Genomic DNA, 26,240 nt, shown 5'->3' with positions numbered 1-26,240 from the left:
ACTGGGCTACGTTGCCACGTGAGTCGGCGAGTGCGAGGAGCGGTGGACGTGGCGAACGGGTTGCGATGGATATCCACCGCGTACGACTTGGGTTACACCTTCACGCTGTGCGAAGGCATCGGGCCGCGGGATCTGCTGGCGCGGATGGGAGCGGAGCCGCATCACCTCCACGAGCTGTCCGACGACGTGGTGGCCGAACTCCAGATGCGGCCGGAGGACGGCCACCTGAGTGACCTGGACTTTCTCGACCGGGAGGACGAGAGCCTGGTGGCCCGGCTGACGGAGGCCGGATTCCTCTCACATCCGGCGGTGCTCGTTCGCGCGGGCGCCGTTCCCGGCTGGGCCTACGCGATCGAGAACATCACCAGCCGTGCCCCTGCCCACCTGGCGGCGCTGTCGCACGGCACTCGCGTGTACACCGTGTTCCGCAGCGTGAACGGCGAACACGAGGTCGGCTATGCCGTCAACGGCAGGGTGCTGGCCTACTACCAGCCCCAAGTGGGGCATTCGGCAGGCGCCGGCGGCGAGCCGGGGGTGCCGGGCTTCGGGTATTGCGGTGAGGAACCTCCCGACGTCGCCTTCCTCCGTTTCCTCGAACGCGAGCACGGAATCCACGTCTCGTGGGAGGCCTTCCAGGCCCCGCTTCCCACCGCCGCCTTCGCCCGGGGCAGTTGAGAGAGTCGGCCGGACCGGCTGCTCGGTCCTCCCGGATCGAGTAACGCGGACGGATCCGGAGACATGCGTCGCCTCTGCCACCCCACAGGAGCGCCGTCCGTCGACTTCGGACCCACGAGGTTCGGCTCTGACTGCGGTGAGAGCCATGTTCCTGCACCACGTAACAAGATGATCAACAAGCCGCAGATTTCATACACTTATTGAGCTTCGTGCCCCTATTCGTGAAGAATATTTGATCTTCCCGTGAAGGGTTGTGCGTGGCATGGTCACGAGGCAAGCGGCAGCGTCGGCTCATGGGGAGCAGCGGGTACGCCGACAGCTGCCGTTCTGAGGGGGATCGCGCCCCGGGGTCGGACATCGTCTGTCATGCCCATGGGAAGTGCTGCCGGACGACCTAGAGATTGCCGGGCAGACATGTCATTGCTCAGAGATATCGGCAGACGCCGACGTCGCATTCGCTCCACCCTGACCAGAGCCACCAGCGCAACAGCGCTCCTGACCGCCGGGGCCGTACTGGCGGGTGTGATCCAGGCCGTTCCCGCCGTGGCTGACCCGCCCGCCGAGGAGGACACCGGGGTCAGCCGCAACAGCATCGGCGAGGATCCCCGACGCGACCGCTGCCTCGCCGGTGTGGCGCTGCACGTCGGCGGTCCCCGGATGAAGGCCAAGGCCATCGAGGCCCTGACCGGCACCGACGAGCAACTCCGCGAGGCCATCGGCGATATCGGCTGGATCGGCTACGGCCCCATCGGCATGGAAGGAATCGCCGACAAGGAGGACGGCAGCGCCTACCGGGAGGCCGGCGACCGGCGGAGAGCCGAGCTCAACGAGGCCAACAAGCCCTATCGCGAGTCCGCGTGGACCGATGAGGGCATGGACTTCCACGCACCCGACTTCGGTGCGAACGTGAGCTACTTCACCGCCCTCGCGCAGGTTCAGCTCGCCTCCCCGCTCGGGTGGGACGGCCACAGCGAGGCCAGTGACGAGGCGATCGCGCGGGCCCGCGTGATCGCCGACGAGAACGACGGCAAGGACGACTGGCACGACTTCGCGGCGCACTTGATGCTGCGAGACGTCGGATACGAGTACTCGGGCGGCACCACATCCAGCGACATCGCCGCCTATCTGCGGCGCGGTGGATTCGCGACCGATGCCCCGGTCAAGGACACGGCCGAGTACAACGTCGAGGTCGAGGACCTGAAGCAGGCCTGGGCTGCCTGCGATTACCAGAACCCGATCGACCCGCGGCGCGTACTGAACGCACCGGTCATGACCGCGATGGTCGACTGGGAGCTGGAGTACGCGGGGCAGGCCGACCAGCGGGCCACGATCATCCAGGCGGAGGCGGACGCCGCCGCGGCGACCCAGGCCGCGACCGGCGACATGATCGAGGCCATCAGGCAGGCCTGGATCGTCGAGCAGATCCTGACCTGGCGGAAGTACTGGCAGGACGCCGCCGCCAACGGCATCGACATGTCCGACAAGCCCGACCAGGCTTTCTACGACAAGGCCACGGCCGATCAGAACGCCGCCCGCACCAAGGTGGCCGCCCTGGTCGTCTCGGCCAAGGCGCAGGCTGCCAAGGCAGCCACCGCCGCCCAGAAGGCCGCGACCGCGCAGCAGGAGGCATGGGCCGTCGCCGACGCCGCCCGCACGCCGCGCGGGCGTGGTCTGATGTACGCCCAGCAGTCGGTCCAGGTGGCCCGTGCCTCGGCTGCCGCCACCGCGGCCGCCGCGAAGGCCACGGAGACCGCGCTCGCTGCGGCCAACGCGACGATCGCCGACGCGGACGCCCTGCTTGCCAAGGCGCAGACGGACTCCCACGCGATCAGCACCGAGTTCCGTCGCGTGGCCGCCGAGGAGGCCGCCTCCCAGGCGAAGGCCGCCGCCGACAGTGCCGAGGCCAACGCCCAGGGCGCCGCCGCCAGTGCGAAGAGGGCCAAGGACGCCCGTACTACGGCGGAGCAGAAGCGCGACAAGGCAGAGGACGCCGCCACCACCGCTGCTTCCGAACGCGCCAAGGCACAGGCCGAGAAGGCCAACGCCGTCGCATCCCGTGCCGAGGCCGCCATCGAGCGGGAAAAGGCGCAGAAGGCCCAGCAGCGGGCGGCGACCGAGCAGACCACGGCCAAGAGTGCCGACACCGCTGCCGAGACCGCGTCCGCCGACGCGACGGCGAAGCGCAAGCTCGCCACCGAGAAGGCGAAGGCTGCGCAGACCGCACGCGAGAAGGCCGTTGCCGCGACCCAGGCCAAGCAGGCCACCGCGGCCCGCGCAGCCGCCCTCGAAGCCGCGGCCACCGCCGCCGCGGGCACGGCGGCCGCCGCCGAGACCCGGGCCGCGGCCACCGCCGCACGCACGGCGGCGAGCCAGGCCGCCCAGGCCTCGACCGCCGCGCAGACCGCTGCCGACCAGGCCACCACCGCCGCCGTCGGTGCGCGGAGCGCCGCGACCACGGCGGAGGGCGCAGCCAGGCGGGCCGAGGCCAACGCCGGTAAGGCGTGGTCGGCGTACCGCACCTCCCTCGGCGCGGCATCCTCCGCCCACGCGGCCGCCGCCGTCGCCCTCGACGCGTCGCAGGACGCCGCGCTCCGCGCGGAGAACGCCGCCACGGCATCGCAGAACGCCACGAAACTGGCCGAGAAGGCGGAGCAGGAGTCCGCTGCCGCCGTGACGAGCGCGGCCGACGCCGTCAAGTCTGCCGCGACCGTCGTCGGTCGCGCCTACGCCGCCGGACAGGCGGCGCTCGCCGCGCGCGACAGCGCGAAGGAAGCCACAGCCGCTTCCAGCGAAGCCATCGCGGCGGGGACCCCGTACCGGGTGAAGGACAGCTCGGCTGCCTTCGCCGTCCTGGTCGGTCAGTCGTCCAAGACGATCGCGGAGCAGCAGGCCGCGGCCGCCGAGGCCAAGGCCACCGAGGCGGCAGCGGCGTCCGATTCCGCGCGGCAGGCCGCCGCGCAGGCGACGGGCGACGCCAAGCTGGCAGCAGAGGCCGCCGCACGCGCGGCGAGTGATTCGGTCCGGGCCGTCGAGGCCGTGACCCGCGCTCAGACGTCCGCCGCCGACGCGGCCGGCGACCAGAAGGGCGCCAAGAAGGCGTCCGACGCCGCCGCCGGGCACTCCCAGCAGGCCGGCGATGACGCGGCCAAGGCCCAACTCGTCGCGAACGAGACGAACACCACGGCCATCGAGGCGGACCGTGAGGCGACGGACGCCGAACGGCACGCCGCCGAGGCGAACGAGAAGGCCGACCGGGCCGGTGAGGCCGCCAAGGGAGCCCAGGACAAGGCGACCGAGGCGGAGAAGGAGGCCAAGGCCGCCGAGGACAAGGCGTCCGACGCCACGGGCGACAGCACCGCGGCCGAGGAGGCCGCGAAGAAGGCCGAGCAGGAACAGCGCGAGAAGAACGAGGCCGCGCACAAGGACGCACTCGCCGAGGGCGTCACACCCATCAAGGGCGGTGCCGCCAACTGGCCCGTTCTCGGGGACCGCGAGGAGAAGATCCTCCTCGACGCGTGCGGCCGGACCTGTGTCGACGACTACCGCGAGGGCCTCGCGGCCGTCTCGGTGGACATCGTCGCCTGGGCGACGGCCAACGGCGGCCAGATCCTCTTCGAACAGCTCGATGCCGCCGACGTGAAGCAGTGCCTGGCGGGGTACGACGTCGAGGACTGCCTCTGGGACCTCGTCGACATCACCTCCTCCGCCGTGATCGTCGGCCGTATGCCCGCACTCGCCCAGGCGGTCGAGAAGGTCTCCGAGGGGGTTCGGAAGATCTTCGTCGACGCCGACAACGCACAGCGCCGGCTCGGCGAACTGACCGCCGTCATCAGCGATGTCCGCTCCACCCCGCGGCTGAACCGGTGCCTCGCGGGGGTCGCCCTGCACGCGGGCGGCGCCAAGATGAAGGCCAAGGCCATCGAGGGCCTGACCGGGACCAACGATCAGCTGGACGCCGTCATCGGTGACGTCGGCTGGATCGGGTTCATGCCCCTGGGGCAGGCCAGGGACCAGGACAGCGAGGCCGCCATGGCCTTCCGTGACGCCATGGCCGCCCGCGAGGCTCTCCTGGAGGATGCCAACCGGCCGTACGCGATGAGCTCGTTCGACGACGGGATCACGCTGCACACGCCGGAGTTCGGCGAGGACATCCTCGGCTTCACCCTGGCCTCGCAGGCGAAGCTGTCCCAGCGTCTGGGCTGGGACGATCACACCAACGCCAGCGCCGAGGCACTGGCGAAGGCCGGGGAGATCACCGAGCAGAACCGCGGCAAGGACAGCTGGCACGACGCCGAGGCAGACGTCATGCTCCGGTACTCGAACGTGAGCAACACCCGGTTCTCCGGCGGTACGACGTCCGCCGACGTCGCGACCTACCTGCGGCACGGCGGCTTCCTCGGCAAGAAGGTCACCGAGGACAGTGCGGGGTTCCGCATCGAGGTCGAGACCCTCAAGCAGGCATGGGCGGAGTGCAACCACCAGGATCCGGTGGACCCGCGCAACGGTCTGAGCGAGGTCGTCTCGCAGGCCTCGGCCGAGTGGGAGACGGAGTACGCCGGCCAGGCCGCCCCGCGCGCGGTCATCATGCAGGCGGAGGCCGACGCCGCCGCCGCGACCCGGGCCGCCGCCGACACCATGGTCGAGGCCATCGGCCAGGCCTGGTTCGCCGACCAGATCCTGCGGTGGCAGAAGTACTGGCAGGACCAGCTCAAGATCGACCCGGACCACCTCTTCAAGCCGAAGCAGGCCCTCTTCGACCGGGCGAAGAGCGACCTCGCGAAGGCGCGGGGCAAGGTCCAGGTGCTCGTCACCGCCTCCAAGCAGCAGGCCGCCGCCGCCAACGCCGCCGCCCAGCGCGCGGTGACGGCCCAGCAACAGGCCTGGACGATCGCGGACGCCGCAGAGGTGCCCCGCGGCCGCGGTCTCGTCTACGCCCAGCAGTCGGTCCAGGTCGCCCGCGCCTCCGGCGCGGCCGCCACGGCCGCCGCGAAGGCCACGGAGACGGCCCTGAACGCGGCGAACGCCACCGTCTCGACGTCCCACGCCTTGCTGGCCCTGGCGCAGACCCAGACGCACGCGGTGAAGACCGAGTTCGCCCGTATCGCCGCCCAGGAGGCAGCATCCCAGGCGAAGGTCGCCGCGGACAGCGCGGAAGCCTACGCCGCCTCCGCCGCGGCGAATGCGGCGACCGCCAAGAAGGCCAAGGAGACCGCCGCCGCAGAGGAGGAGGAGGCCCGTCAGGCCGCTGCCGACGCGCAGCGTTCGAGAGGTGTCGCCGAGCTCGAGCGCGCCAACGCGGCCGCCTACCGGGCGACCGCGGAGAGCGAACGGGACAAGGCAGCCGGCCACGAGGCGGACGCCGTCGCGCAGGGCAGGCTCGCCGGTGACGCCCGTACCTCCGCCGAAGCGTCGGCAGCCACGGCTTCGGACCGCAGGGCCAACGCCGAGAAGGCGGAGAAGGACGCGGTAGCCGCCCGCGACAAGGCCCTGGAGGCCGAGCAGCGACGGGACTCGCTCAAGGCCAAGGCAGCGGCGAAGGAGGCGCACGCCGCCGCCATGGAAGGTACGGACGCCGCTGAGGCCGCCCGTGCCGCCGCCACCGACGCCCGGAGCGCCGCCAACACGGCCACCACGGCCGCCACCAACGCGCGGGCGTCGGCGAACGCGGCCACGGCCGCCGCCACCAACGCCCGGGAGGCGGCCACCAAGGCACAGGGCGCGGCATCCCGCGCCAAGGCGGCATCCGACGCCACCTGGGCCTCCTACCTGGTGGCGGCCGGTTCGGCCGCGTCAGCCCACGCCGCGGCAGCGGAGGCCATCGACGCCTCCGAGGCCGCGGCCCTTGACGCCAAGGGCGCCAAGGAACAGTCCGAGAAGGCATCCACAGCGGCCAGGACAGCCAAGAAGGAGGCAGCCACCGCCCACAGCGAGGCGCTGAAGACCGCGGCCTGGGCAGCGACCACCGCCGGCAAGGCGCTCGCCGCCGTCCAGTCGTCCCTCGCCGCCCGTGACTCCGCGGCGGCGGTGATCAAGCCCGCCAACGAGGCGATCTCGCTGGGCGGCCCGTACCAGGAGACCGACAGTTCCGCCGCGTTCGCCGTCCTCACCGGCCAGCAGAGCCTGACGCTCTCCCAGCAGCAGGCAGCGGCGGCAGCCGCCACGGCCACCCTGGCCGAGGGCTTCTCCGCCGAGGCGAAGGCCCTCGCAGCCCAGGCTGCGGCCGACATGAAGCTGGCGGCCCAGGCATCGGCGGCAGCGGCGACCGACGCCGTTCGTGCCGCCAAGGCCTACACGCGTGCCCAGTCCTCAGCCGCCCAGGCCGCAGCGGACTCAAAGCTGGCCCAGGCCTCGGCGAAGCGAGCCGACGGCTACGCCGAGTCGGCCGGCCAGGACGTGGCAAGAGCCTGGACGGCGTCGAACGACGCCCAACTGGACGCGATCGCGGCAGACAGCGCCGCCACCGAAGCGGAGAAGGATGCCGCTTCGGCCCGTGCGGCGGCCACCAGGGCCGAGGAGGACGCGGCCGGTGCACGCGGCGCCGCCACCCGGGCGGAGGCCGACGCGACAGCGGCCGAAAAGGCCGCCGAAGGTGCGTGGGATGCGGCGAACGAGGCCCAGGAAGCCGCGGACCGCACGGAGAAGGGTGGCAACACCGAGCAGATCACACAGGGTGTCACCACCGGGATCAGCGGGGTGTGGGCGGTCCTCGACCGCATCGAGTACATCGGCGAGCCGCGTAACGTCGTCAAGGACAACTGCAACCCGATCATCCACGTCGGCGACTGCACGATCACGTCCGACGTCACGTACAAGTCGCACGTCGACCTGTTCATGTGCATGGCGACGCCGGATTCCTACTCCGGCAGTTGCCCCGCCGCAGACACCGTCTACCTCGGCCCCGAGGTGTCCGAGCCCACGACCAAGCGGCTGTCGTACACACTGACGATGGTCGAGTTCAACTCGGGCATCGACCCGGTCGACGTGCTCCTCGGGGACTTCATCGGCTGCGCCAAGCTGATCACCCCGGGCGTGTCGGGCGGCAGCTGGGGCGACTGCGCCTGGGCGGCGAGCTGGTTCGTCGCCGGTGTGATCTTCCGGTCGGCGAAGGCCGCGGTGACGGCGATGGACGCCGCCATGAGGACGGGCATCGGGTTCATGGACGCCTATCGGGCGCTCCGTACCATCGGCCTGACCGAGGCCGCCGTCCAGGGCATCATCAGCCGTCTCCTCCGGATGGCCGCCGAGGCGTGCGAGACGGTGAACACCCCGAAGACCTTCAAGGTCGCGGCGTTCTCCCTCGCGTCGGCCGACTCGGAGGTCGTCAAGAAATGCGCCGCGCTCCTCAAGGATCTGGTGAAGGACGGTGATCACATCGTCCTCGGAATCAACCCCCACTCGGATGACCTGGCCGCTTCCATCGGAGCGTCCACGTTCAACAACAAGGCGTACGGGACCAACCTGCCGGCGGCCATGGGCCTGGGCGAGCGCCCCATATGGACGGTGGGGGTGGAGCGATCGGTGGAGAACCCCAAGGTGAGGATCTCGGTGACCCTGGACGGTGTCGCCGGCGCCAAGAACGCCGACGAAGCGCTGACCCTGCTCCTGCAGCGAGGGGAGACGATCGAAAAGAGCGACTGGAAGGTCATCCGGACCGGTGGCTTCGGGACCGCATGGGAGATGATCAAGCTCCGTACGGCCCTCCGGATGGAGTACCGCAAGTGGGACAGCATCGAGTGGCACATGACCAACAGCAAGGGCGACGTCGTACGGGTCTACCCGACGCGCATGACGTACGCCAACGGGACTCCGGTGGACTGAGGCGTGTTGCGAAAGTCCCGCCTGCTCGGCGAGGCCTGGCACGCATGCTCACCGCGTTGTCTGGATCACCCCGATACATCCGGTATCGGGGTGACCCTCCGCCGTGCGATCGCACGCACCGGACGCCGCCGAGCCCGCCCTCCGGGCGGACGGCGCTCCTTTCACAACACGCCCCAGTGGGAAGAAGATGGTGGTCATGACGGATTTCATCCGGGAGGGACGGCTCTTCAGAGTCATCGGTTTCCTCCCCTCGCACCGGCAGTTGTTCCTGGCCAGTGAGGCCACGCTGGTGGACCGGACCACGACCCGGGTCGAGGTCTCCTTCGGGCATGTGGAGCTCATGTTCCTCAAGCCCTTCTACCGGAACGGGCTTCACATCCGGCGGGCGACCGAGGCCGAGTTCGGCTTGCTCGGCGAACGGCACGGCATTCCGGCGGAGGACGCCGCCTACACGTGGATGCTGGAGCGCGACGGCGACAGCTTCGTCGTCGCCGGCCGGCCGTCCTGGCGGGAGGCCGAGTACGCGTTGATGGGCGAGCGGGAGTCGTTGTACGACCCGCGTGAGCCCTGGCCGCCGGACTTCCCGGCGGAATCCGGGCAGGTCGGCTGACGCTCCGCCGACCGGAGCCGAGGGGCGGGTGCCGCGCAGTGGCACACCGCCCCTCGGCTCCACGCTGCGAAAGTCGCGTGGCGGATCCGGTCGCGCGGGCTGTCAGAGGGCCCTCCCACGAGGGTTGTCGAAGGGCCTCTTCCCGTCACGGTCACCGGCGCTTCCCCATCGGGACCCGCCGACGCGTCAGTACTCAGCCCAGCTTCTCCATCTGGCCGCGGACGACCGAATCGGGGATCGCGCTTTTCTCCGGGGTCAGCATGTTGACCCCGTAGAAGACCGCGACCACGCCGTCCTTGCGGACCAGGGTGTACGTCATGCTGACCTTCTGCTTTCCGACCACGTTGGTAATGCGGTAGCCGACGGCCTCGTCACCCAGAGCCGGCGCCTTGACCGCCTTGACCGACGTGTAGGTCAGTCCCAGAGTTCTGAAGCCGTCGGGACACTCCTGGAGAGAGGTCCGCACCTCCGCCAGGACCTTCTTGGCATTCCGCTCCGAGTGCGAAGCGAGCCACATCGATCCAACGGTTGCGTTCGTCGTCTCGACGGGTTCGAGGGCGCGGTGCTCGACCGCCACCGCGGGGATGTGGGTGTAGCCGCCGGCCAAGCTCGCCAGCGGCTGACACTCGGCCTTGTCCGCCCTCATGTCGCGGCCTGCTTCGACATCCGCCTTGGCTACCTTCTTGGCCTCGAAGTTGCTCTCCTTTCCGGAGAGCGTGGCTCTTTCGAGGGCCTGTGGGGTCATCGCTCCGATGCGCTCGGCCTCGGCCTCAGCCTTGGCTTCGGCCGGAAGGGGAGTGCTTTTCTTGCTCGTTTTCGCATGATCGCTGGATTCTGCCGAAGTGCCGCTGCATGCGGATACCGCGAAAAGAGCTGACAGTGCAGCGGCGGCCGCGATTGCCTTGCGTGGCTTCATGTGATTATTTCCCGGAGTCTCTCACTGCTCAAGAATGAACAAAATGATCTTACCGATGGCGGGGAAGTCTCCGGATTACGTTTTGACGTCAACCAAACCGACAATCGCCTGTTTTCCGGCATAAGGCTCGATCTTTCGTGGCGGTTCGCCGGCTTCTCCGCGGACCGTTTCGGTCGGCCGCGGCGGCGGTGATCAGCCCGACGGCCCGACCGGCGCCTCGGGTGGAAGCCGGTTCTCGCGACTCCGGCAACGGTCACCGGAGCACGCGGTCGCCGCCGGCAGATGAGTGCGCATCCGGGGAGAGGCCTGCTGCGCGGTGTCTACGGGTCACCGACCGGAAAGCCGGCGCCCCCGGCCCCGGGGGTACCGGACCGTCACGTCATGAGCGCGCCCGCGATCGGCCAAGCGCCGGGTGTGGTGTTGGAGATGACCGTGCGGGTGGTGCCGGTGCGCGGGTCATGAGCGGACTTGAACGAGACGCCGGCGTCGTAGCCGATCAGGAACACGGTGTCCGTGCTCTCGTGGAGCCAGAAGCCGAGACCGTAGCGCATCGACTCCTCGGGCACGTCCCTGCGCGGGCGTACCACCTCGTCGACGCGATCCACGATGTCCCCGGCGAAGAGCGCGCGCCAGAAGGCCGAGACGTCCTCGGCCGTGGTGTGAATGCCGCCGTCACCGGAGGCCAGCACCGGCAGGTGGAAGACGTTGGAGCGGTCCACCCCGTCCAGCGGCAGGTAGCCCACAGCCGCGTCGGCGGGGAGCTCGTCGGAGCGGAGGAACTCGGTCGAGGTCATACCGGCCGGGAGGAGCACCCGTTGGCGAACCAGATGGTGGTAGCCGGTACCGCCGGCCCGTTCCGCCAGCAGGGCGAGCACCACGAACCCGCCGTTGCAGTACCCGAACCGCTCACCGGCCGCGAACTTGGTCGCGTGGCCGTCCACCAGGGGCAGGAAGGCCTCGGTGCTGGTGAGTTCGTGGGCCGCGCCTATGACGTAGTCGATGATCTCCGTGTCTGCCTCCTCGTCCAGGTAGTCCCCGATGCCGGAAGTGTGGGTGAGGAGATGTTCCACGGTCACGTCGTCCGCGATCTGCGGCAGATCCCTGCCCAGCAGCGATCTCGCTGTGGTGTCCAGCTTCAGCGCACCGTCCTCGATGAGCGAGAGAACGGCCAGCGCGGTGAATCCCTTGCTTCCGCTGGCCATGCCGAATCTGGTGTCCACAGTGTTGGGAACGCGGTAGGCACGATGGGCCAGCCCATAGGCTTTCGCGAACTCGACCCGGCCGCCCCGGTCGATCCGGACCACCCCGGAGAATCCCGTCTTCTCGGCGATGGTGTCGATGTCTTCTGGCCCCATTCGCGCAGCCTAGCTTCGGCCTCGGTGACACCGAAACCGAAATATTCGAGCAGGCCTGCGGGCGACGGGGCCAGAGGTGTTCGACCGGTGCGTGTACGCAGGCGTGGCGGGGATCTGGACGGTCCAGGCAGGGATCTTCCCCGAGAACACCGCCGGCCTCGCCGTCCACGCACGGGCCGGATTCCGCGTGATCCGCTCCCGGGCCCCGCAGCGGCAGAGTTCGTCCGCCCCGGGATTCCCACGCGTGACCTGTGCACGGAAGCGTTCGCCGCAGGCCGCCCTCACGCCGTGCGTGGCGACACGGCTCCGCCGAGGATCGTGGCGCCGGGCGGATCCGGGCGGATCCGGGCGGATCCGGGCGGATCGGGCGGTACCTCAGGCCCTGCCGTGGGAGACCCGCGAACGCCGGGCCACGGCATCCAGCGACACCGCGAGCAGCAGCACGCCGCCGGTCACCATGAAGCGGTACGCGGAGTCGAGATTGAGCAGCGTGAGCCCGCTGGAGATCGACTGGATCACGAGAACCCCGAGCAGCGCGGCGAACGCGGTGCCCCGGCCGCCGAACAGACTGGTGCCGCCGATGACGGCCGCCGCGATGGCGTTCAGGTTGACGTCACCGCCGCCGCTGCTCTGGTTGGCCGCGGCGAGGCGTGCTGCCGAGAGGACGCCGCCGACGCACGCGAGCGTCGCGCACAGCACGAACGCCGTGGTGAGGACGGCCTTCACGTTCACCCCCGCACGCCGGGCGGCCTCCAGGTTGCCACCGACCGCGTACATCGACTTGCCGAAGGCGGTGCGGGACAGGACGTAGTGCAGCGCCAGCACCAGAGCGAGGAAGAACACGAACATCCAGCCCACCCCCCGGTCCCGGTTGAGATACCAGACCGCCGCGCCGAGGCCGGCCAGCAGCGCCAGACTCCGTCCGGCGAGCAGGCGCCGGGAGGCGGCGGCGAGCCCCGCCCGGCGTCGCTCCGACGCCCGGGCGGCACCGGTCGCGTACAGCACGACCGCGCCCGCGGCGACCAGCGTGTACGCCAACCACGGGGGCAGGAAATGGAGTTGGGCGAAGGTCACCAGGCCCGAGTCGAACGGCAGGTTGATCGATCCCTTGGGCCCGAGTATCCACAGCTGCACGCCGAGGAATCCGAGGAGCCCGCCGAGGGTGATCACGAAGCTGGGTACCCCGATCCGGTTGTGGACCTGGGCGTACAACCAGCCGATCAGACCCGCCAGGGCCAGCGCGACCGCGACGGCGAGCCAGGCCGGCAGCCCCCGGTCCACGAAGAGGACCGCCAGTACGGCCGCGCCGAGGCCGCTGATCGAGCCGACCGACAGATCGATCTGCCCGACGAGCAGGACGCAGACGACTCCCAGGGCGATGACGCCGACCGGGACACTCTCGAGGGCGAGGTTCGTGAGATTCGCGCTGGACAGGAAGAGGGGGTCGAGGATCTGCATCACGACCCAGATCACCACCAGCCCGGCGAGGACGGGCAGGAGACCGAGGTCGCCGCCGCGCAGCCGGCCGGACGCCGCCCGCAGACGGTCCCGCGCACCGGCGGGGCGGGGCTTCTGCCCGAGGGGGCTGAGGGGATCGTCGGGCCGGGGCCCGGGATTCGTGACAGCGGCCGGTTCCGTCATGACGCCTCCCCCTGCTGGGCCGCTCCGGCCCCGTACGCCGACTCCGTGCCGTCGGCCGTGGCCCGGTCGCGGCCGGCGCGGCGGCTGACCACGTTGTCGGCGGCCCCGGTGATGGCCGCCACCAGCTGCGACGCCGTCGTCCCGGCCGCGTCGAGAACCCCGTTGTTGCGGCCGAGCCGCAGGACGGCCACCGTGTCGGCGACGGCCCGCACATCGGCCATGTTGTGGCTGACCATGAGGACGCCCAGGCCACGCTCCCTCAGGCGCTCGATCAGATTGAGGACTTCCGCCGTCTGCGCCACGCCCAGGGCCGCCGTCGGCTCGTCCAGGATGATCACCTTCGGGTCGCCCAGGAGGGTCCGCGCGATGGCCACCGTCTGGCGCTGGCCGCCGGACAGGGCCGCGACCGGCACGCGTACCGAGGGGATCTTCGCCGACAGCTCCCCGAGCAGAGCGCGGGAGCGGACCTCCATGCCCACCTCGTCCAGCCGCAGCCCGCGCAACTCGCGCCCGAGGAAGAGGTTCTCCACCACGTTCAGGTTCTCGCACAGGGCCAGGTCCTGGAACACGGTCGCGATGCCGAGCCGTTGGGCGGTGGCCGGGGAGGTGATCGCCACGGTTTCGGCGCCGAAACCGATGGTTCCGGCGTCCGGCCGGTGCACCCCGGAGAGGATCTTCACCAGGGTGGACTTCCCCGCGCCGTTGTCGCCGACCAGAGCCACCACCCGCCCCGCGGCGACGTCGAGGTCCACATCGGTGAGCGCGGCGACGGCGCCGAAGGATTTGCTGATTCCGCGCAGGGAGAGCAGCGGGCCGCCCGGCCCCTCGTGCGGGGAGGGTGGGGAGTCAGCGGGCATGGACCGGCCTTCCGGGGCGAGCGGACGGGGGAGTGGCGGCCCGGGCCGGGGCGGGGAGGACGCCCCGACCCGGTCGTGGACGGGGTGGCGCCGTGGCCGGGCCGGTGGGGCTACGCGAGGCCGACCTCGGCACACGCGGCGGCGTACGTCCGCGTGCACACCTCGGCGGTCTTCAACGGCTTCCCGTCGCCCACCAGAACCTCCGCGATGTTCTCCCGGGTGACCACGGTGGGGGTGAAGAGTTGTGCGGGGGTGCCGAAGAGTTCGGTCTCGCCCCGGGGCTTCTCACCCCGTGCGAAGGCGTACGCCGCGTCGGCGGCGGCTTCCGCGACGGTCTTGATGGGCTTGGAGATGGTGTTGTACTGATCGCCCTTGATGATCCGCTGGGCGGCGGCGAGTTCGGCGTCGTTCCCGGTCACCGGCGGCACGGCCGCTCCGGCCGCCTTGAACGCGGCGATGGAACCGCCGCCCGTCCCGTCGTTGGCGGCGACCACTCCGGCGATCCTTCCCCGGAACTTGGCTATCTGACCGCTGACCCAGCTCTGCGCCTTCCCCGGTTCCCAGGCAGGGGTGTCGTACTCGGCGAGGAGGTCGAATCCGCTGGAGTCGACCGCGCTGTGCACGCCCTTCTTGATCAGGCCCGCCGCGGCGTCGGTCGGTGAACCGTTGACCTGGAGGAGGCCGCCCTCGGCCGAGGTGGCCCTGAGGTGTTCCACCAGGGACGCCCCGATCATGGAGCCGATCTTCTCGTTGTCGAAGGAGACGTAGTAGTCGGCCTCGACCGCCGGGATCGGCCGGTCGTACGCGATGACGGGGACCCCTCGGCCCTGTGCCGTACGGACGGTGCCGGCCGCCGCCGCGGAGTCCACCGGATCGATCACGATGACGTCGGCGCCCTGCGCGAGAGCGGAGTCGGCCTGCTGCTGTTGCTTCGCGGCGTCGCCGCCCGCGTTCTGGTACAGCACCTCGCAACCACCGCAGAGATCCTTCACCTTCGCCTTGAAGAGGGGGGCGTCGTACAGCTCGTACCGGGTGGAGGCGATATCGGGCATCAGGAACGCGATCTTCGCGTCCTCCGACGACCTGCCGCCGGAGCCGGTCGGCGCCTTCGTCGTACAGGCGGCGGCGGAGACGGTCACCGCCATCGCGGACAGGACAGCGGCGAACGATCTGACAGAGCGTTGCTTCACTGGAATCTCCTGTGTCTTCAGGCGGAGAGCCCTCCTTCGCGTCAAATTAACAGCGCACGTGTTAGTAGTGTCAATGGGCATGTCATAAATAACAGGCCGACGGGCCCGTTCAGGGACGCCGGGACAACCGCGCGCGAGCTCCCCATGCGGCCCGGGCCGTCGCCAACTCCGCCCGGTACCGCTCGTATCCGTCCTCGTACAACGCCCGTACGCCCTCACGCGGTTCGACGACCCGGTGGCGTCCCGGCGGCGCCTCGTACCCCGGGGAGAGGGAGGACCGGGCGACGGACACCACGCCGAGCGCCCCGACCTGCTCCTCCAGTGGTACGCGGACGGGCCGGCCGAGGACGTCGGCGATCAGCCGGGCCCACAACACCGACCGGGTGCCGCCGCCGCACAGGGCGAGCGTGCCGCTCAGCCCCGCCGTGTCCAGACAGTGCCGGGCGGCATAGCCGATGGCCTCGCAGACGGCCCTCACGGCGTCCTCCCGGCCCGTCGCCAGACTGAGCCCGTCGAGTCTGCCCTGGGCCGACGGATCGACGAACGGGGCCCGTTCACCCGCTTCGGACAGGAAGGGGAAGGCGTGGACGCCGCGGGCCCCGGGCGGGCTGTCGGTGAGCAGGGCGTCCACGTCGGCCGTGGTCGCGCCGACGAGCGCGAGCACCCACTCCAGCGCCGCCGTTCCCACCATGGCGGGCATGGCGCGCAGCCAGCGGCCGGGGGACGGCGTGCACAACCACATGCCGGCGGGCTCGGCGAGCGGATCGAGATCGACGCGGTCGGTCAGCACCTGGCTCGCGAGGGTCGTGCCGAGGATGAGGACGCCGTCCCCCACCTCGCGCACGCCGCTCCCGATCGCACAGGCCGGCAGGTCGTACGGCCCCGCGACCACCGGCAGTCCCTCGGGCAGCCCCAGGAGCCCCGCGCCGCGACCGTCCAGCGCGAGCACCGTGCCCGGAGCGGCGGGGGACGGCAGCAGACCCGCACGGTCCCCGATCCCGCAGGCGGCCAGGGCCTGGGGCGCGTAGCGGCGGGTACGGGGGTCGAGGAACGGCAGCGTCGCGTCCGACGCGTCCAGGCACACCCGGCCGGTGAGCCGCTGGGCGACCGCGTCGACGCAGTACCCCGCGACGGCGGCCCGGTCCAGCGCGTCGGGCTCGTGCTCCTGGAGCCAGTTCAGCAGCGGGCCGTGGCAGCCGGGGAACATCCCGGAGCCGGTGTGCGCGAAAGCGGTGCTGATCGTGCCGTCCACCAGCCAGCGGGTCACCAGCTCCGCGGCCCGGCCGTCCATCCACGAGATGGCGGGCCGCACCGGCAGGCCCCCGGAGTCCCGCAGCCACAGACCGTCCCCCTGCCCGGTGAGCGCCACGGCGTCCGGCGTCCGGCCGACCGCGGCGGCGACCTCGCGCACGACATCCCCCACACCGGCCACGACGTCGTCGAGATCCTGCTCGACCCGCCCGCCCGGCAGCATGTCCAGCCGCGAGCGCCGGCTCGCGGAGGCCAGGGCGCCCCCCGCCCCGTCGTACGCCACGGCCTTGGTGACCGACGTCCCGATGTCCACACCGATGATGGTGCTCACGCCTGGTGCCTCCTGTACGAGCCGGTAGCAGCCGATACGAGCCGATGGATTCCCGCGCGGCGGGCCGCGGGTGACGGGTCACGGCGACGGCGGCCGTCAGGCCCCGCCGGCCGCCAGGACGTCGGGGTTCGCGAGGTGGGACAGCTTCTCCCCGCGCAGGAAGCGGCCGACCTCGGCGGCCGTGATGGCCGCCGCACGGTGCGCCGTCTGCCGGGTCGCGCCCGCGAGATGAGGAGTGGTGATCACGTTCGGCGCGTCGCGCAGGGCCCAGTCGGCGGGGACCGGCTCGATGTCGTACACGTCGAGGGCGAGCGCCCCGAGAGCCCCGTCGCGCAACAGCCCCGGCAGCGGCGCGTGGTCGAGCAGCCCGCCGCGGGCCGAGTTCACCAGGACCGCGCCGTGCGGGAGCAGCCCGAGGCGGCGGGCGTCGATCAGATGACGGGTCTCCTCCGTCAGGCGGGCATGGAGGCTCACCACCGAACTCCGGCTCAGGAGGTCGTCCAGCTCGACCGGTTCCACCCCGTCCGCCTCGACCGCCGCGCGGTCGGCGTACGGGTCGGCCGCGAGCACCCGGGCCCCGAAGGCGCGCAGCACCCGTGCCACGATGCGGCCGATGGCCCCGTAGCCCACGAGGCCCACCGTGGCGCCGCCGAGCTCACCGCCGCTCTCCTCGTACGCGTACAGATCGCCCCGCCAGACGCCCCGCCTGAACTCCGCGTCCGCGACGGTGACACGGCGCATCGCGGCGAGCATCAGCCCCACGGCGAACTCGGCCGCCGCCTGGGCGTTGCGGCCGGGGGCGAAGCTGACCCCGACGCCGTGACGGGTGGCCGCGGCCAGGTCCACATTGACCGGTCCTCCCCGGGAGACGGCGACGAGACGCAGCCCGGGCGAGGCGGCGAACACCCGCTCGGTGAACGGGGCCATCTGCGTCACGCAGACCGATGCCCCGGCCAGCGCCTCGACGAGCCCGTCCTCCGTGCCGCTCGCCTCGCGGACCTCCGCGACCGGACCGAAGGGCTCATGAGGCCAGGGGAGGGTCAGCTCCGCGAACTCCGGGAGCTCCCGGCCCGTCCGCGACAGCTCCCGGCTCACCGCGGCGCGGATCAACGCGGGACGGACGAAGTGGTCGCCTGCGGCGAGGATGCGCATGACGTCGGATTCCTTCTGCGAGGAGAGCCGGTGGGGTGGCATGGCGAGCAGGCCGGAACGTGATCCGAGCCATGACGCGCCGGTCCTGGGCTGTGGAATTTCTGTTAAATTTAACAGCGCTCACGTGAACCGGCAATGAGCCCGGCCCGTACGACCCGCCGCTGATGCCTCGGATTCGCCCCGACGTCGAAAGGGCCCCCTCCATGACCACGCGCCTCCTGCTGGTGCGCCACGGCGAGACCGAGTGGCACGCGGAGAACCGGTACGCCGGTGTCACCGACGTCGCCCTGACACCCAGGGGCGTGGCCCAGGCTGCCGACCTCGGAGCCTGGGCCGCCCGCAGCCGTGTGGACGCGGTCGCCTGCTCCCCGCTCGGCCGCGCCCGTCTGACCGCGGCGCCCGCGGCGGCGGCCCTGGGCGTGGCGGCGGACGTCCGGGAAGGGCTGCGGGAAGTGGACTTCGGATGGGGCGAGGGCAGGACCGTCGAGGAGATGGCCGAGGAGGACCCCGAAGCCGTACGGCGCTTCCGCGAGGACGCCGAATCCGGCGCCTTCCCCGGCTCCGAACCCGTCGCCCTGGCCGCCGCGCGGGCGACCGGCTCCCTGCGCGACCTGGCCCGCCGTCACCAGCGGGGAACGGTCCTCGTCGTCGCACACAACACCCTGCTGCGCATCGCCCTGTGCGAACTCCTCGGCCTGCCCCTCGGGCGCTACCGGCGCATCTTCCCGCGACTCGACAACGGGGCCGTCACGGAGATCGAGATCCGCGGCACGGAGACGGCGCTGCGCTCGCTCAACGTACCCACCACCGCGCCCCCCGCCCCAGCGCCCGGCCCGAGCCCTGCGGGAGACTGACCCCCATGACCAAGAGATCCGCCGAAGAACGGCGACGGCTCATCGCCGACCATGTCGTGGAGCAGGGCACCGCCACGGGCGCCGACCTCGCCCGGCTCACGGGCGTGAGCCTGATGACCGTCCACCGCGACCTCGACGACCTGGCACGGCAAGGAGTGCTGCGACGCTTCCGCGGCGGCGCCTCCGCCCTGCCGTCCACCGTGTTCGAGTCGAGCCTCGACTACCGGCTCGGCGTCAACACGGCGGAGAAGAACGCCGTCGCGCGCGCCGCCGCCGCGCTGGTGGAGCCCGGGATGTCGGTGATGCTCGACGACTCCACCACGGTCCTGGTCATGGCCGGTCTGCTGGTCGACCTCGCCCCGCTCACCGTCGTCACCAACGCCCGCCGGGTGCTCGACGTCTTCGCCGGGTGCGAGGGCATCCGGCTGATCGCCCTGGGCGGCGAGTACTCGCGCACCCACGACTCCTTCCTCGGGATGCCCTGCGTCGAGGCGGTGGAGGCGCTCTCCGTCGACCTCGTCGCGGTCTCCACCTCGGCCCTCGATGCCAGGACGGCCTACCACCAGGAACAGGACGTGGTGCTGGTCAAACGGGCGATGCTCACCTCGGCGGCCACGAAGGTGATGCTCATGGACCACACCAAACTCGCCCGGACCGCGCTGCACCGGGTGGGGCCCGTCGGCGACCTCGACCACCTCGTCGTGGACGACGGAGCCGACGCCGGACTGCTCGGCAAACTCCGCGAACGGACCCGGGTGACCGTGGCCGCCGTCGCCCCCTGAGGCCGTTTCACCCGCCCTGATGGAAGGCATGTTGATTTCACAGGCACGCAACCACCGCGATGGACCGTCCACCCGATCGGTGGGCGCCTGAGGCCCGTTCCGCCCGGGAAGGACGCTTTCCGCCATGAGCAGTGCATCCCGCCACCCCACGCCCCACGCCCCGGCCGTGATCGGCATCGACGTGGCGACCGCGTCCGTCCGCGTGGTGTGCGTGGACGGACGCGGTTGCGTGCTCGCCGAGGCCCGTGCCGAACTGCCGCCCCCCGTACGGACCGTCGCGGGGACGAGCGAGCAGGACGCCCGGTCGTGGTGGCCCGCCGTACGCACGGCGCTGCGCCGCACCACGGGCGCGCTGCCCCGGGGCGGCCGTGAGGTGACCGCGGTGGCCGTGTCCGCCACGTCCGGCACCATCGTGCCCACCGGGGCCGACGGCGTCCCGCTCGGCCCGGCCCTCATGTACGACGACCGGCGGGCCGCCGACCTCAACGCCGAGGCGCAGCGGGTGGGCGGCGCGCGGTGGGACGCGCTCGGCCTGTCCGTGGGACCCACCGCGGCGCTGGGCCGAGCCGTCTGGTGCCTGCGGACGTACGGCCGGGGCCTGCGCCACGTCCTGCACACACCCGACCTGGTCGGGCGCGCGCTGACGGGCCGTCCGGTCGCCACGGACTGGAGCCACGCACTCAAGTCCGGCTACGACGCCCGTGCCGCGGAGTGGGCGCACGAGGTCTTCGACGCATTCGACTTCCCGCTCGCGCTGCTCCCCGCCGTACGCGCCCCCGCCACGGAGGCCGGAGTCGTCGGCCGGGAGGCGGCCGAGGCCACGGGCCTGCCCGAAGGGTGCTCCGTACGCCTCGGGATGACGGACGGCTGCGCGGGACAGATCGCCACGGGGGCGGTCGAACCGGGCCGGTTCGTGGGCGTGCTCGGCACGACGTACGTCCTCAAAGGGGTCTCGGCGGAGCTGGTCCACGACGCGACCGGGGCGGTCTACAGCCACCGCCACCCCGACGGCTGGTGGCTCCCCGGCGGGGCGTCCAACACCGGAGGGGAGTGGCTCGCCGACGTCGATCCGGCCCGCCTGCCCGCGCTGGACGCCGCCGCGGCGGCCCGGGGCCCCGCCTCGTACGTGCGGTACCCGCTGCGCCGCGACGGCGAACGCTTCCCCTTCGTCTCCGGCGCGGCGCGCGGATTCGAACTGGGCCGCCCCCGCGACGAGGCGGACGCCCACCGGGCCGCACTCGAAGGAGTCGCCTTCGTCGAACGCCTGGCCCTGGAGCGGGTCGAACGACTCGGCGTTCCGGTGCTCGGCCCCCTGCACGCCGCCGGCGGGGGCAGCCGCAGCGCTGTGTGGACGGCGATCCGGGCCACCGTCCTGGACCGCCCCGTCCGCGTCGTCGACCGTGCGGAGACGGCCTTCGGCGCCGCGCTTCTCGCGGCGACGGGGACGCTCCACGAGGATCTCGCGGCCGGCGCGGCGGCCATGGTGCGCGGCGGCGCCCTCGTCGATCCGGTGCCGGGGGAACGCTCCGCGCTCGACGACGCTCACGGCCGCTTCGTCGCGGCGCTGCGCGAGCGGGGCTGGATCTCCGACGGCTGACGCGTCGTCGCTCCTCGGGCGACCGCGGCGGCTCACCGCCGACGAGGAGCGGCGACGACCGCCCGGATGCCGGCGGCGGTGGATCCGCGACCGGGACCCGTGGCGGGCGCGTGACGGCGGGAGATCGGCTCAGCGGGCGGCCCCGGTGAAGTCGCCGGCGTGATCGCGGGCCCACTGCGCGTAGGACCGCCCCGGCCGGCCGAGGACCTCGGCGAGGGTGAGGTAGGCGTCGTCGGAGCCGGGGTCCACCTCCCGGTGCTCGTCGGTGACGCCCTCCACTCCGTCGTAACTGGTGAAGCCGTAGAGCCAGTCGGCGTTGTCGGCGGCGAAACCGCCCTGCTCGCGGTAGAAGGCGAGCGCCCGCTCGGGCGTCACCTCGTCGAGGGCGATCTCCACTCCGACGGCCTCGGCGATGCGGGCGACCTGGTCGCGCTTGGTGAGTGCGTCGGGTCCGACGATCGTGTCGATCCGTCCGCGACGCCCGGGATCGAGGAGGTCGGCGACGATGACGTCGGCGATGTCCTGCTCGTGGATCGGGCTGCCGCTCTGGTCGGGGAACGGCTCGACCACCCGCCGGCCTGAGCGGATGGACGGCCCCCAGATGAGGAGCGCGTTGGTGGCGAACTCGCCGGGCCGGACGATCGACCAGTCGAGCCCGGACTCCCGCACCGCGCGCTCGACGGGCAGGTTGTAGGTGGTGTCGTGACCTGCGGTCACGGCGGCGGACGACACGACCACGATGTGCTCGATGCCCGCCGCCCGCGCGTACGCGACCACCTCGACGGCGGTGTCGGGCACCGCGACGAGTACCAGGGCCCCGGCCCCCTCGAAGGCGGTGCGGAGTGTCGACGGCTCGTTGACGTCGCCGACCGCCGCCTCCACGGCAGGGGGCAGGGCGCCGCGGCGGGGCCGCCGGGACACGGCACGCACCGGCCGACCGGCGCCCAGCAGTCCGTCGACGACGCGCCGCCCGAGCACACCGGTCGCCCCGGTCACCACAGTAAGAGGCAATGAGCTATCAAGATGAGACTTCATAGTCTCATAATGGCACGGTGCTTTATGATCCGGCAATGGAGTTGTCACCGCAGAAGCAGCGCACGCGCCGTGCCGTCCTCGACGCGGCGGCCGGTGAGTGGGCGCGGGATCCCGCCGCGAGCCTGGGGCGCATCGCCGCGGCGGCCGGTGTGGGCCGGGCGACCGTCCACCGCTACTTCCCCGACCGTGAACACCTCCGGTCGGCGCTCACCAGTGATTCCTGGGCCGCGCTCCACGCCGCGATCGTGGAGGCCGCTCCCGGCTCCGGCCCGGTGTCGGAGGTGATCGACCGGATCGTCAGCGCCATGGTCCACGTCGGTGACCGGGTGCTGTTCCTGTTCGCCTCGGCGGGGGACGACCCCTCTCCGGCGGACGCCGAAGTGGCGGGTGCGGTCGACGAGATCCTCGTCGCGGAGATCCGGCGGGGGCAGCGGGGCGGTGAACTCGACTCCACCGTCCCGGCCGAGTGGATCCAGCGCATGGTGTGGAGCATCGTCTACACCGGCCTCCACGCGACCGGTGACGGGCTCGTCGCGCGTCATGGTGTCGATGACCTGATCCGCTGGACCCTGCGCGGCGCCATCGGCGCGCGCCCGGGCTAGCGGCGCCGGGGGAGGCCCGAATCCGCTCGGGGGTCAAGGGCTCGGGGTGTGCGGCCGGTTCGGGGAAAACGCTGCCGCACGCACCTTGCCACGCCGGTCGGAGACCTCTACTTTCGCTGTAGAAAGCGCTTGCTGTCCGGTCGCTTCCGATGGGAGGCGCAAGGCGTGGTGGTGCTGTCGCACGTCCCCCCGGTGGTTCGAGCCGCTTCTGCGTAACGACGTGCGGGAGCGCTCCCATATGTCATGAACGCGTCAGAAGATGTGCTCCGTCGCCCGTCACCTGTCGACCGAAGTCACCCGTCACCGATCAACCGAAGACACCCGGGAGAGAACATGGAACGACCACTCGCACGGCGGCTGCAGGCCGCAGTTGCGGCCCTCGCCCTCGCGGCCGCGACCGGAGCAGTGCTGGCGGCGCCCGAGGCGGCGGCCGCGACCGGGAGCGCCACCGGCTACGCCACCCAGAACGGCGGGACCACCGGCGGTGCGGGCGGGCAGACCGTCCGCGCCACCACCGGGACCCAGATCCACGAGGCTCTGTGCGGTCGGGCCGACAGCGACACCCCGATCGTGATCGAGGTCGAAGGCACCATCAACCACGGCAACACGACCAAGGTGTCCGGCAGCAGCTGCAACACCGCCGCCGGCGTGATCGAGCTCAAGCAGATCAGCAACGTGACGATCGTCGGAGTAGGCAGCGGGGCCGTCTTCGACCAGCTGGGCATCCACCTGCGCGAGGCCGGCAACATCATCATCCAGAACGTGACCGTACGGAACGTCAAGAAGTCCGGCTCGCCCACCTCCAACGGCGGCGACGCCATCGGCATGGAGTCCGGCGTCCGCAACGTCTGGGTCGATCACACCACCCTGGAGGCGTCGGGCGGGGAGTCGGAGGGGTACGACGGCCTCTTCGACATGAAGGCCGACACGCAGTACGTGACCCTCTCCTACAGCATCCTGCGCAATTCCGGCCGCGGCGGCCTGGTGGGGTCCAGCGAGAGCGACCGCTCCAACGGCTTCGTCACCTACCACCACAACCTGTACGAGAACATCGACTCCCGCGCGCCCCTGCTGCGCGGCGGCATCGCCCACATCTACAACAACCACTACGTCAAGCTCAACGAGTCGGGCATCAACTCCCGGGCCGGGGCCCGCGCCAAGGTGGAGAACAATTACTTCGAGGACTCCAAGGACGTTCTCGGCACCTTCTACACCGACGAGGCCGGCTACTGGCAGGTCAGCGGCAACACCCTCGACAACGTCACCTGGTCCGACCCCGGCGGCACGACCAACCCCGCCGGGCCCGACATGAAGTCCACCACCACGGTCGACATCCCCTACGCCTACCGTGCCGACAGTGCCGGGTGCGTGCCGGACGTCGTCGGCCGCACCGCCGGAGCCGACAAGGGCCTGAAGGTCTCGGACGGCAACTGCACACCGCAGACGCCCACGCCCACCCCGACCGACCCGACGCCGGGACCGACGGACCCGACTCCCGGTCCGACGGACCCCACCCCGCCCACCGGAACCAACCTCAGCATCGGAGCGGGCTCCGACGGATCCAGCAAGGCCGCCGGAACGAGCTACGGCGCTCTGCGCGACGGCGACCCGAGCACCTACTGGTCTCCCGCGGGTCCCACCGGCTCCGCCTCGATCAAGTGGGCCTCCGCCACCTCCGTCTCCGCGGTCGTCATCCGCGAGGCGGCGGGTTCCACCGGTGCCGTCAAGGGCTGGCGGCTTCTCGACGGCGACACCGGCACCGTCCTGACCACCGGCGAAGGGGCGGGGGCCATCAGCTTCCCCCGCACCTCCCTGCGCAAGATCACCTTCGAGATCACCGGCTCGACCGGCACTCCGAGGATCGCCGAGTTCGAGACCTACGCGGGCTGACCTCCCGGTCCGCGCCCACCGTCCGCGACCCGCATCTCCCCGGTGACCGGGAGGTGCGGGTTCCGGGCGTCCTGCGGGCGGGCCCGCCGGGCCCCGGCCGCGTCGGACCGCGTCCGGTTCGCGGGGACGATGTGCGCGACCGGGCACGACGAGGCTCCTCGGGGTGAGCGGCGAAAGGCCGGAGCGGCGCTCTCCGGGACGGTGGAAAGCATGCGGTGCCGCTCCGGCCGTTCCGGAAGGTCGGGTCGAGGGTCGATCAGACGCGGGGACGGGGCGTGCCCGACGGGAGCGACGGGGCCGCCCCGGCGGGCGTACGGTCGGGAAGGGGCTCAGCGCCCGCCGGCGCCCGCCCTGCCCGCTCCCGCTCCCAGCGCCACGAGGACCGGCACGACGAGCGGGTGGTGGACCGCCGTGCGCAGACGGGGCGTCCAGCCGGCGTCCTCGGTGAGGTGCTCGCCCGGGACACCCGCGTTGTGCACGGCGACCAGGTCGGTCTTCCGCCCGTCGACGTAGTTGTTCTCCGCAGTGAGGGACGACTCCGACCACTTCTTCAGGATCGTCGCCCGGTCCACCTCCCGCGTGAGGGTGAACGCGTTGTGCTCGGCGACCAGCCGGGACTCCGCCCCGATGCCGAAGGTGTAGCCGTAGGCGCTGCCCTTCGTCGCCACGAAGTGGTTGTTGTACGCGTCGACCTGGCCGAACCGCACGCGCGGGGCACGCTCCTTGACGTCCTTGAAGAGGTTGTGGTGGAGCGTGACGCGGAGCTTGCCCCGGTCGGTGGCGCCGGCGCCGTCGCTGTTGCCGATGAGCATGGTCTTGTCGTGGTCCTTGAGGACGTTCCAGGAGACGGTGACCAGGTCGGCGCCGCGCACGATGTCGAAGAGGCCGTCGTGCTGCTGGTAGACCTGACCGAAGTAGTGGGGCTGGTCCGCGTCGGGGCGGTCGCCGTCGCTGAAGGTGTTGTGGTCGACCCAGACGTGGCGGGACCCGTACACGACGAGGTTGTCGTACTCGGAGTTCCAGGCGCCCTCGGCCCCGTCCGTGGGGTCCCACTGGGGGAAGCAGTCGTAGGTGTCCTCGAAGCCGATGTTGCGGATGATGACGTTGGAGACGTCCCGCACCTGGAGCGAGGCTCCGATGATCTTCGGGTTCTTCCCCACCCCGACCAGGGTGGTGTTGGAGGGGACCTTGACGGTGACGGCGGTCGCCTGCAGCTTCGCGGAGGCGGCGCGGGCCTCCTCCAGCGGACCCGCGGGGACCGTGTCCCGGCCCCAGACCTCGGGGTCGTAGGCGGCGAGGTACTTCTCCAGCGTGTAGCCGCCGGTCCGGTACTGCTCGCAGCCGATCGGGCGGCCGTCGGCGTCGGAGTTGCCGTGCACGGTGCCGGATACTCTGATGATCTTCGGTGCGTCGCCCGCCTCGGCGAAGGCGGCGACGAGCTCGGCGCGGTCGGTCACCGTGTAGACGTGCTCGGGGGCGGCGTTCGCGCCACCCGTGGTGGAGCCCTCGGCGGCGGCCCAGCCGTCCCGGGCGGGCAGCACGGCGCGCTCGACGCCGCCGGGAGCGCTCGGCTGCGCGGTGGCCAGGGCCGGGGTGCTGAGGGTGAGGGCCAGAGAGGTGCAGCCCAGGGTCACGGCGATGGCGCGGAGATGACGCTTGCGTGCGGGCATGGCGAATCCTTCTG

The 26,240-nt window shown here is 71.6% G+C and carries 17 protein-coding genes and 1 pseudogene; 9 read left to right on the top strand and 9 right to left on the bottom strand.

The window, feature by feature from the left end; genetic code table 11:
• Nucleotides 1-48: 48 nt before the first annotated feature.
• From DTB53_RS33145 to DTB53_RS33135, 3 genes are all read left to right on the top strand, one after another.
• On the top strand, nucleotides 49-675 hold the full coding sequence (locus DTB53_RS33145) for a DUF6461 domain-containing protein (protein WP_042498007.1): 627 nt from the start codon (nucleotides 49-51) through the stop codon (nucleotides 673-675).
• Between the two features lie 414 nt (nucleotides 676-1,089).
• The gene (locus tag DTB53_RS33140; RefSeq protein ID WP_042495345.1) at nucleotides 1,090-8,493 is read left to right on the top strand and encodes a polymorphic toxin type 27 domain-containing protein; all 7,404 of its coding nucleotides are present in this window, start codon (nucleotides 1,090-1,092) and stop codon (nucleotides 8,491-8,493) included.
• 196 nt (nucleotides 8,494-8,689) lie between these two features.
• Nucleotides 8,690-9,103 carry a hypothetical protein gene (locus DTB53_RS33135; RefSeq protein ID WP_042498004.1) on the top strand — a complete coding sequence of 138 codons (414 nt, stop codon included), beginning with the start codon at nucleotides 8,690-8,692 and terminating at the stop codon, nucleotides 9,101-9,103.
• A 193-nt stretch (nucleotides 9,104-9,296) separates the two neighbouring features.
• Here DTB53_RS33135 and DTB53_RS33130 read toward each other — a convergent pair whose 3' ends face one another.
• A complete protein-coding gene (locus DTB53_RS33130) occupies nucleotides 9,297-10,019 on the bottom strand; it encodes a hypothetical protein (protein WP_042495343.1) in 723 nt (240 codons plus the stop codon).
• Nucleotides 10,020-10,393: 374 nt separating this feature from the next.
• On the bottom strand, nucleotides 10,394-11,374 hold the full coding sequence (locus tag DTB53_RS33125) for a serine hydrolase domain-containing protein (RefSeq protein ID WP_012377631.1): 981 nt from the start codon (nucleotides 11,372-11,374) through the stop codon (nucleotides 10,394-10,396).
• A gap of 76 nt (nucleotides 11,375-11,450) precedes the next feature.
• Between DTB53_RS33125 and DTB53_RS37760 the strand changes: the two are divergent.
• Nucleotides 11,451-11,576: pseudogene (locus DTB53_RS37760) on the top strand (GNAT family N-acetyltransferase); the annotation flags it as partial.
• Nucleotides 11,577-11,749: 173 nt separating this feature from the next.
• Here the strand turns inward: DTB53_RS37760 and DTB53_RS33120 are convergent.
• The 5 genes from DTB53_RS33120 to DTB53_RS33100 all read right to left on the bottom strand — a co-directional run bounded on the left by DTB53_RS33120 (nucleotide 11,750) and on the right by DTB53_RS33100 (nucleotide 17,796).
• Nucleotides 11,750-13,015, bottom strand: a complete 1,266-nt coding sequence (locus tag DTB53_RS33120) for a sugar ABC transporter permease (RefSeq protein ID WP_012377630.1) — start codon at nucleotides 13,013-13,015, stop codon at nucleotides 11,750-11,752.
• Entirely contained in the window at nucleotides 13,012-13,872 is an 861-nt protein-coding gene (locus tag DTB53_RS33115) for an ATP-binding cassette domain-containing protein (RefSeq protein WP_012377629.1), read from the bottom strand. The genes DTB53_RS33120 and DTB53_RS33115 overlap by 4 nt, the downstream gene beginning before the upstream one ends.
• Nucleotides 13,873-13,982: 110 nt before the next feature.
• Nucleotides 13,983-15,062 carry a substrate-binding domain-containing protein gene (locus DTB53_RS33110; RefSeq protein ID WP_012377628.1) on the bottom strand — a complete coding sequence of 360 codons (1,080 nt, stop codon included), beginning with the start codon at nucleotides 15,060-15,062 and terminating at the stop codon, nucleotides 13,983-13,985.
• Nucleotides 15,063-15,171: 109 nt separating this feature from the next.
• A complete protein-coding gene (locus DTB53_RS33105; protein ID WP_012377627.1) occupies nucleotides 15,172-16,644 on the bottom strand; it encodes an FGGY-family carbohydrate kinase in 1,473 nt (490 codons plus the stop codon).
• Between the two features lie 96 nt (nucleotides 16,645-16,740).
• Nucleotides 16,741-17,796, bottom strand: a complete 1,056-nt coding sequence (locus DTB53_RS33100) for a 2-hydroxyacid dehydrogenase (RefSeq protein WP_003964093.1) — start codon at nucleotides 17,794-17,796, stop codon at nucleotides 16,741-16,743.
• Nucleotides 17,797-17,999: 203 nt separating this feature from the next.
• Here DTB53_RS33100 and DTB53_RS33095 point away from each other — a divergent pair, with 203 nt between their 5' ends.
• From DTB53_RS33095 to DTB53_RS33085, 3 genes are all read left to right on the top strand, one after another.
• On the top strand, nucleotides 18,000-18,650 hold the full coding sequence (locus tag DTB53_RS33095) for a histidine phosphatase family protein (protein ID WP_003964092.1): 651 nt from the start codon (nucleotides 18,000-18,002) through the stop codon (nucleotides 18,648-18,650).
• A gap of 5 nt (nucleotides 18,651-18,655) precedes the next feature.
• On the top strand, nucleotides 18,656-19,432 hold the full coding sequence (locus DTB53_RS33090) for a DeoR/GlpR family DNA-binding transcription regulator (protein ID WP_003964091.1): 777 nt from the start codon (nucleotides 18,656-18,658) through the stop codon (nucleotides 19,430-19,432).
• A gap of 124 nt (nucleotides 19,433-19,556) precedes the next feature.
• The gene (locus DTB53_RS33085; protein WP_012377624.1) at nucleotides 19,557-21,029 is read left to right on the top strand and encodes an FGGY-family carbohydrate kinase; all 1,473 of its coding nucleotides are present in this window, start codon (nucleotides 19,557-19,559) and stop codon (nucleotides 21,027-21,029) included.
• Nucleotides 21,030-21,158: 129 nt separating this feature from the next.
• Here the strand turns inward: DTB53_RS33085 and DTB53_RS33080 are convergent, their stop codons facing one another.
• Nucleotides 21,159-22,064 carry an SDR family oxidoreductase gene (locus DTB53_RS33080; protein ID WP_042495338.1) on the bottom strand — a complete coding sequence of 302 codons (906 nt, stop codon included), beginning with the start codon at nucleotides 22,062-22,064 and terminating at the stop codon, nucleotides 21,159-21,161.
• Between the two features lie 35 nt (nucleotides 22,065-22,099).
• Here DTB53_RS33080 and DTB53_RS33075 point away from each other — a divergent pair, with 35 nt between their 5' ends.
• On the top strand, nucleotides 22,100-22,666 hold the full coding sequence (locus DTB53_RS33075; RefSeq protein ID WP_003964088.1) for a TetR/AcrR family transcriptional regulator: 567 nt from the start codon (nucleotides 22,100-22,102) through the stop codon (nucleotides 22,664-22,666).
• A 333-nt stretch (nucleotides 22,667-22,999) separates the two neighbouring features.
• Nucleotides 23,000-24,556: a pectate lyase family protein gene (locus DTB53_RS33070; protein ID WP_012377622.1), complete on the top strand. Its 1,557-nt coding sequence runs from the start codon at nucleotides 23,000-23,002 to the stop codon at nucleotides 24,554-24,556.
• A gap of 329 nt (nucleotides 24,557-24,885) precedes the next feature.
• On the opposite strand, the gene DTB53_RS33060 is transcribed toward DTB53_RS33070, so the two are convergent.
• Entirely contained in the window at nucleotides 24,886-26,226 is a 1,341-nt protein-coding gene (locus DTB53_RS33060) for a pectate lyase family protein (RefSeq protein ID WP_012377621.1), read from the bottom strand.
• Between the last annotated feature and the right edge of the window lie 14 nt (nucleotides 26,227-26,240).

It is taken from the genome of Streptomyces griseus (genome assembly GCF_900460065.1).
GTDB classification, from domain to species: domain Bacteria; phylum Actinomycetota; class Actinomycetes; order Streptomycetales; family Streptomycetaceae; genus Streptomyces; species Streptomyces griseus.
This window is presented reverse-complemented; position numbering and strand designations above follow the sequence as displayed.